16 protein-coding genes are annotated in these 15,286 nt (G+C 61.1%); 4 read left to right on the top strand and 12 right to left on the bottom strand.

What is annotated here, in order from left to right:
• Positions 1-31: 31 nt before the first annotated feature.
• The 5 genes from FEZ63_RS07500 to msuE are packed head-to-tail and all read right to left on the bottom strand — an operon-like array spanning position 32 to position 4,389.
• Complete coding sequence (locus FEZ63_RS07500; RefSeq protein WP_150943016.1) at positions 32-991, bottom strand: ABC transporter substrate-binding protein; 960 nt, start codon at positions 989-991, stop codon at positions 32-34.
• An 11-nt stretch (positions 992-1,002) separates the two neighbouring features.
• The gene (locus tag FEZ63_RS07495) at positions 1,003-2,106 is read right to left on the bottom strand and encodes an LLM class flavin-dependent oxidoreductase (RefSeq protein ID WP_150943015.1); all 1,104 of its coding nucleotides are present in this window, start codon (positions 2,104-2,106) and stop codon (positions 1,003-1,005) included.
• Positions 2,107-2,122: 16 nt separating this feature from the next.
• Positions 2,123-2,980, bottom strand: coding sequence for an ABC transporter ATP-binding protein (locus tag FEZ63_RS07490; RefSeq protein WP_150943014.1), 858 nt, complete (start codon positions 2,978-2,980; stop codon positions 2,123-2,125).
• A 3-nt stretch (positions 2,981-2,983) separates the two neighbouring features.
• On the bottom strand, positions 2,984-3,787 hold the full coding sequence (locus tag FEZ63_RS07485; RefSeq protein ID WP_150943013.1) for an ABC transporter permease subunit: 804 nt from the start codon (positions 3,785-3,787) through the stop codon (positions 2,984-2,986).
• Entirely contained in the window at positions 3,784-4,389 is a 606-nt protein-coding gene (gene msuE, locus FEZ63_RS07480) for an FMN reductase (RefSeq protein WP_150943012.1), read from the bottom strand. Before msuE ends, FEZ63_RS07485 begins: the two co-directional genes overlap by 4 nt.
• A gap of 582 nt (positions 4,390-4,971) precedes the next feature.
• On the opposite strand from msuE, the gene FEZ63_RS07475 reads away from it, so the two are divergent.
• From FEZ63_RS07475 to nadC, 4 genes are all read left to right on the top strand, one after another.
• Positions 4,972-5,883: an NUDIX hydrolase gene (locus tag FEZ63_RS07475; RefSeq protein ID WP_244622690.1), complete on the top strand. Its 912-nt coding sequence runs from the start codon at positions 4,972-4,974 to the stop codon at positions 5,881-5,883.
• Positions 5,884-6,000: 117 nt separating this feature from the next.
• Entirely contained in the window at positions 6,001-6,999 is a 999-nt protein-coding gene (nadA, locus tag FEZ63_RS07470; protein ID WP_150943010.1) for a quinolinate synthase NadA, read from the top strand.
• Between the two features lie 8 nt (positions 7,000-7,007).
• Positions 7,008-8,609, top strand: coding sequence for an L-aspartate oxidase (locus tag FEZ63_RS07465; protein WP_150943009.1), 1,602 nt, complete (start codon positions 7,008-7,010; stop codon positions 8,607-8,609).
• The gene (nadC, locus tag FEZ63_RS07460) at positions 8,606-9,529 is read left to right on the top strand and encodes a carboxylating nicotinate-nucleotide diphosphorylase (protein ID WP_150943008.1); all 924 of its coding nucleotides are present in this window, start codon (positions 8,606-8,608) and stop codon (positions 9,527-9,529) included. Before FEZ63_RS07465 ends, nadC begins: the two co-directional genes overlap by 4 nt.
• A gap of 1,237 nt (positions 9,530-10,766) precedes the next feature.
• Here nadC and FEZ63_RS07455 read toward each other — a convergent pair.
• The 7 genes from FEZ63_RS07455 to FEZ63_RS07430 all read right to left on the bottom strand — a co-directional run bounded on the left by FEZ63_RS07455 (position 10,767) and on the right by FEZ63_RS07430 (position 15,285).
• The gene (locus tag FEZ63_RS07455) at positions 10,767-11,621 is read right to left on the bottom strand and encodes an MBL fold metallo-hydrolase (RefSeq protein ID WP_150943007.1); all 855 of its coding nucleotides are present in this window, start codon (positions 11,619-11,621) and stop codon (positions 10,767-10,769) included.
• Positions 11,622-11,864: 243 nt separating this feature from the next.
• Complete coding sequence (locus FEZ63_RS07450; protein WP_420846265.1) at positions 11,865-12,563, bottom strand: IS6 family transposase; 699 nt, start codon at positions 12,561-12,563, stop codon at positions 11,865-11,867.
• A gap of 11 nt (positions 12,564-12,574) precedes the next feature.
• On the bottom strand, positions 12,575-12,967 hold the full coding sequence (locus FEZ63_RS07445) for a 3-hydroxyacyl-CoA dehydrogenase NAD-binding domain-containing protein (RefSeq protein WP_275552339.1): 393 nt from the start codon (positions 12,965-12,967) through the stop codon (positions 12,575-12,577).
• Positions 12,903-13,175: a 3-hydroxyacyl-CoA dehydrogenase NAD-binding domain-containing protein gene (locus tag FEZ63_RS25910; RefSeq protein WP_275552338.1), complete on the bottom strand. Its 273-nt coding sequence runs from the start codon at positions 13,173-13,175 to the stop codon at positions 12,903-12,905. The genes FEZ63_RS07445 and FEZ63_RS25910 overlap by 65 nt, the downstream gene beginning before the upstream one ends.
• Before the next feature lie 29 nt (positions 13,176-13,204).
• On the bottom strand, positions 13,205-13,579 hold the full coding sequence (locus FEZ63_RS07440) for a hypothetical protein (protein WP_150943006.1): 375 nt from the start codon (positions 13,577-13,579) through the stop codon (positions 13,205-13,207).
• Positions 13,580-13,699: 120 nt separating this feature from the next.
• Complete coding sequence (locus FEZ63_RS07435; RefSeq protein ID WP_150943005.1) at positions 13,700-13,918, bottom strand: hypothetical protein; 219 nt, start codon at positions 13,916-13,918, stop codon at positions 13,700-13,702.
• A gap of 83 nt (positions 13,919-14,001) precedes the next feature.
• Positions 14,002-15,285 carry an acyl-CoA dehydrogenase family protein gene (locus tag FEZ63_RS07430; RefSeq protein WP_150943004.1) on the bottom strand — a complete coding sequence of 428 codons (1,284 nt, stop codon included), beginning with the start codon at positions 15,283-15,285 and terminating at the stop codon, positions 14,002-14,004.
• Between the last annotated feature and the right edge of the window lies 1 nt (position 15,286).

The following is a 15,286-nucleotide window of genomic DNA, read 5'->3' as shown; positions in this document are numbered from 1 at the left end:
GACAACAACGCGCAGCTTCGATGTTGGTTGATCAGCGCAACGATGCTTCCTGGGCGCCGCTCAGGATTGCCTTGTTGAACGACGGGTCGAGAACCTCTGCCGCGTCGAGCCGCTTCGGAATGAGTCCGCTGCGGACATAGAGGTCGATGGTGCGCTGCTCGGCCGCGACCACGGCGCTATCGATGGGAGTCGGGCGGGAATTGGCACCCGTGAACCACCGGAGAGGGACTTCTTTCGGCAGACCAATCAGTTTTGACCAGGTTGCCGCATACAAGTCGTTGTTGGCGGTTCCCCAGACCCGGGCCTTCGCAAGGCGGTGAACGAAATCCTCAAGCTCCGGGCGCTTGGACCCAATGGATGCCACATGCGCGACCTGGAAGCCGAGGCCGGGCGTGATGCCTTGTCCATCCCGCACGATGCGTGCTTCGCCAGAAAGGACAAGTTGCGAGGTATAGGGTTCCCAGGTCGACCATGCATCAAGAGAACCGCTTGTCAGCGCCGCCTTGGCCTCGGCCGGAAGCAGGAAGCTCAGGCTGATCTCGCTCTTCGCGATCTTCTCGTCTTCGAGAGCGGCCAGCACAAGCTGATGGCCGACCGATCCACGTCCCGTTCCAATGCGCTTGCCTTTCAGATCGGCGAGAGATTTGACCGGTGATTCAGGCCGAACGAGGATGGCAAGCCCACCCTGATCCTGCTGTGTCGCCATGATGGCGCGGATCGGCGCGCCGGAGGCGACCGCAAAGGTGAAGGGCGCGTCTCCGACAATTCCCGTATCGATGGCCTCGGCATTCAACGCCTCGAGCAGGGGCGCGGCCGCCGGAAACTCGCTCCACTCGATCGTGTAGGGCACGCCCGCGAGGACGCCTGCGGCCTCCATCAGGGCGCGCGACCCGCCACGCTGATCTCCCACCCGCAGGACGCTCTCGGCCCAGGCGGGTGTGTGTGACAAGGCGAGAGCGGCCGCTGCCGCGACAACTAAAAATCGCTTCATGGATCTGTCTCCTACTCGGCCGCGACGGCGCGATGATGGGTACGTTCGGCAAGGAGCCGTTTGAAGGCCGGGATGAGCTCTCGCCCGTATTGGACTGCATCCTCAAGGGGCTCAAAGCCGCGGATGAGGAAGGTCGTGACCCCGAGGTCGTAGTAATCGAGCAGGGCATCGGCAACCTGATCCGGCGTTCCGACGAGTGCGGTCGAATTCCCCTGCGCTCCGGTCGCCGCGGCAATGGCCGTGTAGAGGCGCTTGTCGAGCCGATCGCCTTGCGCGGCCGCAGCGAGCAGCCGCCGCGCACCTTCATTGGGAGGAGGAGCTGCGTCCTTGAGGCCCCTCGCCTCCCGGACCGCCTTGGTGCGATCGAGAAAGGCTTCGGCTTTCGCCCATGCTTTGTCTTCGGTATCCGCCAGGATCGGCCGGAACGACAGGCTGAAGCGAATGTGGTCCGCGCGACCATGCCGCGCGGCGGCCGCTCTCACCCGAGCGACAGTCTCGCGGACTTGCGCATGGGTCTCACCCCAAAGGGCATAAATGTCCGCATGCTTTCCGGCCACGGCAATTGCTGCGTCGGATGACCCGCCGAAATAGATCGGCAAATGTGGGCTCTGAACCGGCTTGACAGTCGAGAAGGCTTTTTCGAAGCGATAGTATTCGCCCGCATATTCAAACGGTGTCGCGCTCGTCCACGATACTCGCACCACATCGAGATACTCGCTCGTACGTGCATAGCGCTCGTCCTTTGTCAGGAAGTCACCATCCTGCTTGAGTTCCTGATCGTTGCCGCCGGTGATGATGTGCACACCGGCGCGGCCGTTGGTGAGTTGATCAAGCGTCGCGAGCTGGCGTGCAGCGACTGTCGGCGTCACGAAACCCGGTCGGTGCGCGATCATCAGGTTGATACGGTCCGTGACGGAAGCCGCGTAAGCGGCGACCAGCAAGCTATCGGGTGAGGTCGAGTGGAATGCGACGAGGAAGCGGTCGAAACCGCCATATTCCTGCGCCTGTGCCACCGCCCGGATGTAGTCCCGATCGATGACGGCCCCTTCTGCCGGATGGATCTCGGATTCGTAATGGGTGCCGACGAACCCGATAAACTCGACGTCCTTGGTCATGCCAATCTCCTGTTGTTCACAAACTCACGCCCACGTGGGACACGATCAGATCACGATCGACGGGCGATGGGTTGCCGCCGGACTGCGCTTTGATCAGAGCGGCGACGGAGCTTTCGAGCGGCTCGACGCCCTCCTCCTCCTCGTCGATTCCGAGTTCTCGCAGCAGGCCGGCTCGCAACTCGGCAAATCCCCGCTGTGCATGGCGGCGCGGCCGCTCGAGGTTGACGCGCCAATCGAGTGCGATACGTCCCTTGTCCAGGACCAGCACACGGTCCGCGAGAAGCAGTGCCTCATCGACATCGTGGGTGACCAACAGAATGGCGGGTCGATGTGTCATCCAGAGCGACGCGACAAGCCCCTGAGTCTTGAGACGGGTAAGCGCGTCGAGCGCGGCGAACGGCTCATCGAGCAGAAGCAGCTTCGGCTGGCGCACAAGCGCCCGCGCTAGCGCAGCGCGTTGCGCCTCCCCGCCCGACAAGGTCAGCGGCCAGGCATCGAGGCGGTGCCCCAGACCGACTTCGGTGAGGGCCGCGACCGCTCTCTCCCGGGCGTCCGATGCACCTAACCCAAGCGCAACATTCGCCCAGACCGGCTTCCAGGGAATTAGCCGCGGCTCCTGAAACACCACAGCGCGCTGCGGCGGGACCGAGACAGTCCCTTCAGGCGCCGCATCAAGCCCTGCGAGGGTCCTCAGCAGGGTCGACTTGCCCGAACCCGACCTGCCCAGAAGCGCCACGAACTCACCATCGCCGATCGTCAGATCGAGATGATCAAGCACATTCGTGCCAGCGTCGAACGAGCGCACGAGATTTGAGACTTGCACGATCGGCGGCACAGCCGCAGTGGTTTGGTGAAATGCGGCGTGGACATTCATCGGTCACTCCTTCACGAAGCTTGGGCGCCAAGCGAGAACACTGCGCTCAAGCGTGCGGACAATCTGATCGGCGCTAAGGCCCAGAGCGGCGTAGACGATGAGCCCGACGAGAATGATGTCGGTGCGCAGAAAGTCGCGGGCGGTCATGACGAGATAACCGATGCCGCTCTCTGCATTGATTTGTTCGGCCACCACCAGGCTGAGCCAGGCGACACCCAGCGCGTAGCGGAAGCCGACAAGCGCCGCCGGCAATGCGCCGGGTAGAACAATGTGCCGGACCAGCTCGCGTTGGGTGAGACCGAGGGTGCTTCCGGCCTCGATGAGCTTGGCGTCGATGCCTCGAATGCCCGAGAACAGTGTCAGGTAAATCGGGAACATCGTGCCTAGCGCAACGAGCGCGATCTTGGGTGTTTCACCGATGCCAAACCACAGGATGAACAGCGGTACGAGGGCGAGGAACGGCAATGTCCGCAGCATTTGCAGGGACGCATCGAACAAATCCTCGCCCCGACGGGAGAGGCCCGTGATCAACGCCAATGTCACGCCGAGAAAGACACCAATCGACAACCCGGCTGCGACGCGCCCGAGTGACACCAGCAGATGCCGTGGCAATTCTCCGGTCACAACGAGATCTGCAAATGTTCGCGCGATCATCAACGGTGAAGCGAGCGTGCGAGTCGAGAGCAGGCCAAGGCTCGATGCCGCCTGCCAGAGCACGATGATCAGCAGTGGCGGCAGGTAGCGGCGGTAGCGCAACCATGCAGCGGGCATCGTAGCTGAGGGTGGCGATGCGGGAAAGGTACTCATCGGGCCGCCGCCACTCTCGAGACGCGATGTTCGGACGCGAGGACGCTTTCGGTGTTGGCCCCCGCTGTCCTCAATTCGAGCAAAGCAACCAGTTGGGCCGCGGCCTCCCGCAGCCGCGCCACAACGCCGGCATCCGCAAGTTGTCCGTTCTGGAAATCCGAATCGCTCGCGTAAACTGCGGTCGGAACAGTCAGCGCCGTGAAGAACCCGAAGAGCGGCCGCAAGGCATGCTCGACAACCAATGCGTGGCGTGGGCCCCCTCCGGTTGCGGTGATGATCACGGGCTTGCCGGCCAGCGCCTGCGGCTCGACGAGATCAAAGACATGCTTGAAAAGACCCGTATAGGCGCCCTTGTACACGGGTGTGCCGACGATCAAAGCGTCGGCACGTTCGATTGCATCGATAATCCGCGAGGCAGGGAGCGACAGGTCTTCGCGCTTCATAGCGGAGCCCAGCCCCGGTCCGGCATCGATCACGTCGAAGACATCAAACCGAAAGGGCCGCCGTGCCACAACTTCTGCACCGATAGCCTCGACGAGGCCTCTCGTTTTGGATGGTCGACGAAGGTTCCCCGAGAACCCAACGATACGAGGCAAGCTCATGGCAACAGATCTCCCTCCGCTGGTCAGCTGCGGCATGAAAAGAGAAATTCTTGGTTCTGAATTGATGACGTGAGGCCGGATCGGCCTATTCGTTAGTCAAACAACAGCAGACGAGACCATTTTCTGCGCGTGCGAGCCCTTCATAGACACTTATCGCCATGCTCATTGAGGAACTCTTTTGTGAAGACCAAATCACAGCAAGTGAAATCATTCTCGACTTCAAGAACCGCAAAACTTAATCGATGAGATTATCGATGTCTCCCGAACACATCTTCATGATCTGCCAACACAACAAGCCCTGTCAACGAGAATGTTCTTTTTATCGAACGCGCACGCGGAGAAATGATATCTCCCATTGCTTCCTGGGGCAGAGAGTTTCCGTCGCTTAGGCAGGTGACAGCCGTTCGATTAAAGAAACGGGCTGTAATTGCTGGCGTCGGCAGACGGCTGCCGCCGCAGAGACATTTTGCTGCTCAGCCGTTGTTTTTCGTTGTACACATCCGCATGTCGACGAGCCCACCTTCCCAAAAAGCCGGCCGCGCGGGCGAACCGTCATTGGCTGCCGATTTGAGCGCGGTCATCATGTCCGCCACTCCGGATCAACCGCGAGTGCTGATTGTGCCGGCCAAGCAGAACCTGCAGGACGGCCTACCATCGGGCCCGTTGCTGTCTGAACATCGAACGCTCGAGACCGCATTGCGGAGTTGGGTCGAACAGCAGACGGCGCTCAAGCTGGGTTATGTGGAGCAACTTTATACATTCGGAGACCGTGATCGAACCAAGGGCAGAGCGCGAGTCAAAGGTCACGCCCTGTCCATCGCCTATCTGGCGCTGGTGCGCGACGCATCGCCATCGCGGATGGATCGCGCACATTGGCGGGACTGGTATGCCTATCTGCCCTGGGAAGATTGGCGCGAAGGCACCCCGAAAGCTCTGAAGATCATCGAGCCCACCCTGAAGGCATGGGTCCGCGCGGGCGGCCCGCCTCTCAAACAATTCCGTGCGGAGCGCGTCGAAATGACCTTCGGGCTCGCCAGTGGCGCCTGGAGCGACGAGCGCGTGCTTGAGCGCTATGAGCTCCTGTTCGAGGCAAGTCTCGTACCGGAAGCCTGGCGTGAGCGCAGCGACGAGAAGGCGCCCGCCCGGCTCGCACCCGGGCTTCCCATGGTCCTCGATCACCGACGCATGCTGGCGACAGCGATTGGTCGCCTGCGCGCCAAGATCAAATACCGTCCGGTGATTTTCGAACTGATGCCGGCATCCTTCACCCTGCTGGACCTTCAGAAGACGGTCGAGGCCCTGTCCGGGATTCGCCTGCACAAGCAAAATTTTCGCCGCTTGGTCGAGTCGGAGGGCCTGGTGGAGGAGACCGGCGAGGTCACGACTGCAACCGGCGGGCGCCCCGCCCGGCTCGTCCGGTTCCGTCAGAAGGTGTTGGTCGAGCGCCCTGCTCCAGGGGTGCGTCTACCGGGCTCGAAGCGTGTCAGTCCATGAAACGGGCGAAGAAAGCGGGTTGACGGACCGTTATACTCAGCCTTAGCATAACGGCAGCCGGCTCACAGTCGGACTTATTTTGGCGCACTAATGCTCAAACTGAGCATTGGAGATCACATGTCCCATCCTGTGCCGGTCGCGTCCGGAGCCCTGCCCTTCCCAGAACTCTACGCGAAGGTTACGCATCATATCCCGCCTGTCGAGTGGCCGGTCTTCGCCGACGATATTTCGGCGATCCTCTCTCTCAAACGCCAACGCAACGCGGTGATCCTGGCGCATAATTATCAGACGCCTGAGATCTTCCACACGGTTGCGGACATCGTCGGCGACAGTCTGGCGCTTGCCCGTGAGGCGGTGACAACCGACGCGGACATCATCGTGATGGCCGGCGTTCACTTCATGGCTGAGACGGCAAAGCTCCTGAATCCCGGCAAAACCGTCCTCATTCCTGACAGAATGGCGGGTTGCTCGCTGGCTGAATCGATCACCGCCGCGAACGTTCGCGAACTGCGTGCGCGCCACCCTGGCGTTCCGGTCGTCACCTATGTCAACACCTCGGCGGCGGTGAAAGCCGAGTCCGATATCTGCTGTACCTCGGGCAACGCCAAAGCCGTCATCGAATCGCTCGGGGTCGCGCGCGTGATCATGTTGCCGGACGAGTTTCTGGCGCAAAACACGGCAGCTTTCATGCCTAATGTCGAGTTCATCACCTGGGCAGGGCATTGCGAGGTCCACGAGCGCTTCACAGCGCAGGACATCACCTCGGTGCGTGAGAGTTATCCGGGCGTGATGGTCCTAGCCCATCCGGAATGCCCGCCGGAGGTTGTCGCTCAAGCTGACTTCTCAGGCTCGACGGCGGCGCTGGCGGAATTTGTCGAGGTGAACCGACCAGCCCGCGTCGCTCTGGTAACGGAATGCTCGATGAGCGACAACATCGCCGCCCGTTATCCCGAGGTCGAGTTTGTCCGACCCTGCAATCTCTGCCCCCACATGAAGCGGATCACCCTCTCCAACATCCGACAGGCGCTTGAGCTGAGGCAACACGAGGTTACGATCGACCTGGCGATCGCCGGGCGCGCACGTTTGGCGGTCGAGCGCATGCTCGCGGTGAAGTGACCGACCTGATGTGCAATCCCGACTCAGGTCGCATCCTTGTCGTCGGCGGCGGTGTCGCGGGTCTCGCCGTGGCTTTGCGCCTCTCACCCCTTCCTGTCACCCTCATCGTCGCCGCACCTCTGGGGCGCGAGGCCGCGACCTTGCTGGCACAGGGCGGCATCGCGGCGGCGCTTGCCGACGACGATCACCCAAGCCTTCATGCTCGCGACACGATTCAAGCCGGTGCGGGCCTGACGGACGCACGTGTGGCAGAGCGAGTGGCTGATGCGGCGCCTGCCTGTATTGCGTGGCTGGAGGCTCACGGCGTCCGCTTTGATAGATCGGGGGACACTGGCAGCGCACTTTTGCTGGGCCTTGAAGCTGCTCATTCGCATCGACGTATCGTTCATGCGGCAGGGGATCAGACTGGGCAACGTGTGCTGGAGGGCCTTATCCGGGCCGCGCGGACTACTCCCTCGATCAAGATCCGCGAGAACCTGCGCGTCACGGATCTCTTGCGCGACGATGAGGGCCGCGTCTCGGGCGCCTTTTGTGCCACAACCGAAGTACCAGACCGGTCCATCTTTATACCGGCTCGAGCGGTGATCCTCGCCACCGGTGGCATCGGTGGGCTGTTCGCCCACACCACCAACCCGCTGAGCGCGATGGGCGGTGGACTTGCCGTTGCGGCTCGCGCCGGCGCGGTCCTTCGCGATCTCGAAATGATTCAATTCCATCCGACGGCGATAGCCGTAGGCCTCGATCCCATGCCGTTGGCGACGGAAGCGCTGCGTGGTGAGGGTGCGACCCTGATCAACGATTCCGGCGAACGGTTTATGGAAGCTGTTCCGGGCGCAGAACTGGCCCCCCGTGATGTGGTGGCGCGCGCTGTCTTCGCCCAGATCGCCGCCGGTAGAAGCGTCTACCTCGACGCCAGAGAGGCGCTTGGCAGTCGGTTCTGCACCCTGTTTCCGGGCGTGGCCGCGCTTTGTCGAAAAACGGACATTGACCCGGGGCGCCGACCGATTCCCGTGCGCCCTGCCGCCCATTATCACATGGGTGGCGTTATGACGGACCACCGTGGACGCAGCACGGTTGAGGGGCTGTGGGCCTGCGGAGAAGTCGCCTCGACCGGCCTCCACGGCGCCAACCGTCTGGCGAGCAACTCTCTTCTCGAGGCGCTGGCGTTTGCAGATTGGATTGCCGTGGATCTGAAAGGCTCACCGCAACCGACGTGGTCACGATCCTCCTCAACTTTGCGCAGTCTGCCACAGGTGTCACCGCGCGCCAGCGACGAGGGTTCCACTTTGCATGCCCTTCGAACTCTCATGGATCGTGACGTCGGTGTGTTACGCGATGCCGCGGGGTTGAACAGCGCCGTGCGGACCCTTCAGGCGATGATGGTGGACGAGACTGCAACCACCGAACGACGCGATGCGGCTCTCGTGAGTTTTCTGATCGCAATAGCGGCGGGCCAGCGCCAGGAGAGCCGGGGCGCTCATCAACGAACGGATTTTCCCGATCTCGCGCCCCGACCTGGGCAGCATACCGAACTGACCCTGGATGAAGCGCTGATCCTCGCCGCCAAGACTGACGCTGCGGCGGTGTTGACCGCGAGGAGAGTGGCATGACAACGACCGGACGCGACCACACCGACTTGGCGCCGTTGAATCGACTTCTGGTCGAGCCACTCATGCGGAGCGCCTTGCTGGAGGATCTCGGACGCGCAGGGGATATCACCACGGACGCGGTGATTCCTGCGAGCGCACGTCTTTACGGTGTCATCACGGCTCGCGAATCTGGGATCGTTGCCGGAACCGAGGTCGCAGCCCTCGCCTTTACCTTGGTGGATCCATCGCTCGCGGTGACAATCGATCGCCCTGACGGTCACCGCGTCGGGGCCGGCGAGACGGTCATGCGCCCCGAAGGATCGGCGCGTTCCGTTCTCGCTGCCGAGCGGGTGGCGCTCAACCTGCTTTGCCGATTGTCCGGGATCGCGACGGCGACGGCGGCTTTGGTCGAGGCCGTTCGCCCGTATGGGCACGCTCGCATCGTCTGCACCCGCAAGACCACGCCCGGCCTTCGCGCGCTAGAAAAATACGCGGTGCGCGCCGGCGGCGGGTTCAATCACCGCTTTGGGCTCGACGACGCGGTTCTGATCAAGGACAATCACATCGCCATCGCCGGCGGGATCCGGCCTGCGCTTGAACGAGCTCGCGGCCGGGTTGGGCATCTCGTCAAAATCGAGATCGAGGTGGATACGCTCGATCAACTTGAAGAAGTGCTGGCGATTGGCGTAGATGCCATCCTGCTCGACAACATGCCCCCGGACATCCTGTCGGAGGCGGTCAGGCGCATTGGAAGAAGCGCCATCACCGAGGCCTCCGGCCGGATCACGGCCGCGACAGCACCGGCGATTGCGGCGACCGGCGTAGACCTCATCTCGACCGGATGGATCACCCATAGCGCGCCGGTCCTCGATCTTGGATTGGACGTCCTCCACGACGAGCGCTCCGACACAGCCGTAAACTATTGCCCCCGCGCTACCTAGTCTCGCGGTGAGCAGAAGCGTGCCAGGCGAGCGCTTTTTGAGCGGTTCTTCTACAACACTTGGTTATGACTGCTTCACGAAAGGGAGTACCCAGTGACACAAACCCAAGAGAATTCTGCCAAGGCTTCCGGTTCTGTCACGATCCGCCAGTACACGACGGGGCAATTTCGGCCGCCCAAGCCTGGCCGATCATTCCGACGGATAGGCTAAGATCGCCGCTATGCTGGTGGGGGGCTTCCTCAGGCGGTGGTAAAAAGGGTTTTTTAGCGGAATTTTGTGAACTGCTCGCAATCTCACGACCGGGGCGGCAAGTGGTTGTGGTGGAAAGCAGGCAACCGCACACGGAAGTGCGGTAGAAACTTATTTGGAGCCGTCAATGGGTGACACCAAGCGCGAGGGCAATGATCGACTACGCTTCGTGGTTCCAGCTCCGCCTGTATCGCACGACACTCGTGCTCTGATAGCGCAATTGAGTGCGCGCCTCCTCGCAAGTGCGAGCGCGACCAGGGCTCTCTTGGCCTGGTGTGAAGCGCACGCGCTTTCGAGCGGGCCAATTTCAGCCGTCCGCCAAGCCCCTGTTCCGAGTGCGCCAATCGACGACGAAGTGCTGGCCAGGCTTCATCCCTTCGCAGGGGAGCCGATCCTCCATCGGTGTGTCCGGCTGGTCCGCGGCGAGCTTGCGCTTGCAGAAGCCGATAACTGGTTCCTGCCGCACCGCATGCGGCCGAGAATGCGAGAGATTTTGGAGAGTACGGACGTGCCGTTTGGGATGGTCATCCAATCCCTCCATCCTTCCCGTCACACGTTCCGTGTCCGCTCCTTGCCGCTGAATCCCGATCGGAACAATTGGGAGGCTCCGATGGGGCAAGGCGCGGGTCAGCACGTTCCACGGATCATTCTCGCGCATGACGCGGTGATCATCGGTGGAGATGGCAATCCGCTGGCGGTAGTGAGAGAGCGATTCCGCTCTGAACTGCTCACATTTGTCCCTTAGCCATTCAGCCTGCCATTCGGGCTCGCGATCCTCGCCCAGTGCCGTCTAGCAATTCTCAGGCCGTGTTGGCGCAACGCCGAATGGCGCCTGGGATCGCTGGTGTTCGTTTGAAAGACCCTTCTGTCTCACTTTTCGCCAGGCCTGCATGAGAGCGATCGGAGATCGCTGATGACCGCTCTGTATGATGTCAATTGCAACTCTACCTTCGGCGCAGAGGGATGTCTTGGCGTGCGCTTGCCTCATTCAGGATCGAGAATTCGTAACGTCCTTCATCATCCAATCAGTCGATACCCAGATTTCGCCATGCTGCTCGGCCCGGCCTTCCGATCGCAGCTTGAGCAGATGAGCGGTGACATTGCGTTCGGCAGCCTGGCGCAACCACGGATGCGTTTGCGAGTAGAGGCGATCGACCAGATCCCAGGTTCCGTGCGGACCGTCGAGCAGAGCGGCGGCAATCGCATCCTCGCGCTTGAGTCGGGAATCGAGCAGTTCCTGGACGTACGGCGCCGGGTTCGGCAGCGGTGGCCCATGGCCCGGCAGGAAGAGCCGGTCGTCGCGGGTCAGCATCCGCCTCAGACTCGTGAAGTAGGACGCCATGTCGCCCCCGGGCGGCGACACGATGCTACTTGACCACGACATGACATGGTCCGCGCTGAAGACGATGCCATCAGGACGGGCGAAGCACAGATGGTCGCTGGCGTGACCCGGCGTATGGAGAGCGACCATCCCGGCAACGGTGTCGCCGTCCTTCAAGGGCACATCAGGCGCGAAGGCCGAGTCGGCGCTGAGATGAAACGCAAAGGTTCGGGCGCCAGTGCGGGCCTTCAGCGCCGCCATCGAGCCGAAGTGATCCGAATGCGTGTGGCTGAGCAGGATCGATGATATCCGGCCGCCCGTCGCTCGCAGGATGTCCTCGAGATGGCCGTCATCGTCCGGCCCGGGATCGAGCACGATGGTGCCCTCCTCCGACTCGATCAGGTAGGTGTTGGTGCCATGATAGGTCATCAGGCTCGGGTTCGACGCGACAATCCGCCGGATGCCCGAAGCCACTGGTATCGGCAGGCGCCGTTCGGGCTCAGGTTCAGTCAGGAACGGCAACAGTTCATCCTTCCAAACCCACGCGCTAAGACACTCGCCTTTTTGTTTGCCCGGCATTCCTCACCGCTGTGAGGGAACGCCCCGAACCGCGGATCCTCAACCGTCAATCATATGGCCGTTCGTAAGGGAATGTCGTGAGAAGTGCCGCTCTCATCGAGAATTGAGAACGCGTAACGACCAGCCGGAGGCTCTGTCGCAAATTTGGGCTCGAGTATAAAGCCGGAGATCATTCTCGTTTGGCGCTTATGCGGCGAGTTGCTCGAACTGATCAGCCAGCGAGAGTCGCGAATTCCCGGCATACTTCGCCTGTCCCTTTCGCATCATATGGATCAACTCGATGCCACCCAAGATCATACGGGCACTGTCGACGGACTTGAAGCCGAGCATCGGACGCACACGGCGCTTGATTGCGCGATGATCCTGCTCAATGCGGTTATTGAGATATTGACTCTGCCTGATCCCGATGGGCTTCAGCTTGCCCCCCGATCTGTCCTCGAGCCGGCTGGTTGCGTCACAGAACAAGATCGCCTCTCTGTTGGTCTGACTGCCGTCGATCACAATCCGCTCAGGCCGACCATGTCGCTTGAGAGCCTTGCCCAGGAATCGTTTGGCAGCAGCTAGGTTGCGCCGCTCGCTGAACCAGAATTCAACCGTGTCGCCGTTGCTGTCGATGGCCCGGTAAAGATACATCCAACGCCCGCGGACTTTGATATACGTCTCATCCACATGCCATTTCCGGCTGACGGGTCGCTTGCGTCGATTGAACAGCTCGAGAAGCTCGGGTGAGTAGCGGACCACCCAGCGGCCGACCGTGGCGTGGTCGACGGAGATCCCGCGCTCGGCCATCATCTCCTCAAGGTTCCGTAAGCTCAGATTGTAAGCCAGATACCACCGAACGCAGAGCAGGATTACCGAACGATCAAAATGCCTGCCCTTGAACACCCGTTCCTCCGCTACTGAGACCGCCATCCCAGTAGCTGAAACTCTGAAACAAAAGGTTTGCGACAAAGCCCCGGGACCTCCTTTTTGAGGATGACGGGCCTGCGGTTGAGCGAGCGATAGAATGCGCATGCTCGCGCGATAATCGCATCATCCTCGCCGACGATTTCGACTAGCGGCAGAAGGTGCGGCGGGTTGAAAGGATGTGCCACGATGTGGCGCTTCCGATTCTTGCAATCCGCCACGATCCTGCTGCGCAGTAGCGCCGATGTGCTGATGCCTACAATCGCGTGGAGCGGGGCCGCGACGTCGATCCGGGCGAGAAGGTCGCGCTTGAACGCCTCATTTTCGGGAGCGTTCTCCTGAACGAAATCCGCCTTCGCGACCGCTTCCTCCAGCGTGTCCACGAAGTTGAGGGTGCCGTTCTTCGCAAGTCCGAGGGCCGCCAGTTGAGGCTTGAGGCGCCGCTCTCTCGATAAAGGCTTTCAGTTTGCGCTCGGCATCGGGCCCCGGATCGGTCGCTATCACATCATAGCCACCGGCGAGAAAAAGGGCAGCCCAGCTCGCACCCACTGTTCCGCAGCCGATGATGGCGATTGTCCTGATCGATTCCATGATCCGCGCTACCTTGTCAGAAGGATAAGTCAGAATGAGCTACGAAGGGCTGTGCCGAGGTCTTTGAGGGATCCCGTCCCGGCCAAGTTCTCGATCGCGGCGAGGATGACCGATGCCTTACCGGTGCCGAGGCCTGCGTCGAACAAGGCCACCGCTTTTTCCCGGCGCTCTTCCGTTGTCAGGGGATTGGCCACATCGCGACGGGAAATGCTGGCATCGGCCCGATCAACTGTTCCATCCTTCATCGTGACGGCGACGCGGGCCGGTCGGCCTGCCGGATGGCCCTTATCCAGTTCGGGATCATAAGGCCCCGAGAGGCCACGCGCCGCGCCGCCTCCCGCAAAGACATTGGGCAACGGCGTGCCGTCTTTTTTAAGCACACGGGTCTGCGTGTCGATGACCAACCAGCCCTGCGTGTGGAACAGAGCGCCATTATTTTCACCGCGAGATAAGGCGCTGCCAGCGGTGGCTGTTGCGTGAAGTCACGTCCCAGAGGATCGGGTTCACTCCGGCGGCATAATCCCTCACATCCTCCACGGCCGCTTCAATGCTTCGACGGGATGGTCGGTTACCGCTGCAAGCTCCTCGATCGTCTCTGCGCGCTTGATCGACCCGAGCTTCGTGATCTCGCGATAATCATGAAATCCGAGCGCCGGCCTTTCGCAACGCTCGTCATAGATGTTCCAGGCAAGGTGTCCGGGTTGCTTGATGACCTCCTGCGCGTGCTCCGAATATCCGCGCATCTCGTTGGTGGATGCCTACAACCATGCCAGGCGGCTCAAGACCTTACGGGGCCCAATGTCTGCTAGCTTGCAACACGAGTAACCTATATGGTCGCATTGTCAAAAACGAGAATCGAGTCCGGACCAGCAAGGATTGCCGCTTCAAGTGCGAGCGTTTGCGGCAGAATGCGTGCGATAAAGAAACGCGCGACCTGTAGCTTCCCCTCCGCGAAGACCGATAGATCGTTTCGCCTCTCGGCCGCCTTTGCGCTCATCTTCACCCAGAGCCAGCCATAGCTAACCAACGCGAATAAGCGCAGATAGTCAGTGGCTGATGCACCTGTCCAACCAGGCCTATTGAAGTTTGCTCGGACAGCGTTGGTAACCACAACAAGACGATCGATGGCTGAAGCAGCTTCTTGCGCGATTTCCGCGATTCCCGCAACATGGCTGAGGCTCTCAACGTCGTCTCGCATCAAACCTATGAATTTGTAAACGAGGTTCCCGTCCTCGTAAGCGAGTTTCCGACCGACAAGGTCCATTGCTTGCACACCGTTTGTGCCTTCGTAAATCTGGGTAATGCGGGCGTCACGTACGAGCTGCTCCATACCCCAGTCTTTGATATAGCCATGGCCGCCTAAGACCTGCTGTGCGACGACAGCCGATTCAAAGCCGAAATCGCTAAGCGCGGCTTTAACCACAGGCGTCAAGAGAGCAACGAAACCCTCGGCTGTCGCCCGCCTACACTTGTCTTGGTCACGGGCCGCACGATCCATTTGCAAGGCCGTCCAGGCAGACAATGCGCGACCGGCCTCGGTCAACGCGCGTGCGGTCAGAAGCATCTTGCGCACGTCGGGATGCTCAATAATTGGGATTGGTGCACGACTGCCGTCGAGCGAGCGCCCTTGTAGCCGCTCACAAGCATACTGGCGCGCCCCCTGATAGGCGGCTTCGCCAATACCAAGCCCCTGGATGCCGACGAAGAGACGCTCGGTATTCATCATAGTAAACATGGCGCTGAGGCCGCAGTTAGGCGCGCCGATCAACCAGCTTTTCGCGCCATTATAGTTGATGACGCAGGTCGGCTGAGCATGGATCCCCATCTTTTGCTCGAGCGCACCTACACTCAGGTCATTGGGTGTATTCGGTTCGCCCTGCTCGTTGCTAAGGAATTTAGGGACGAGGAAGAGGCTGAGGCCCTTCACCCCGTCGGGCGCGTCTGGTAAGCGGGCAAGAACAAGATGAATTATATTGCCCCCAAAGTCATGGTCTCCAGATGAGATGAAGATCTTAGTGCCTGTGATTTTGTAGCTGCCGTCTAGTTGTAGCTTGGCTCCCGTCTTCAGCAGTCCAAGATCGGTCCCGGCATGGGACTCAGTAAGAGCCATG

The organism is Microvirga brassicacearum (genome assembly GCF_008757455.1).
GTDB lineage: Bacteria > Pseudomonadota > Alphaproteobacteria > Rhizobiales > Beijerinckiaceae > Microvirga > Microvirga brassicacearum.
Note: the sequence above shows the minus strand (reverse complement) of the source record. Positions and strands in the feature narration are given on the sequence as shown.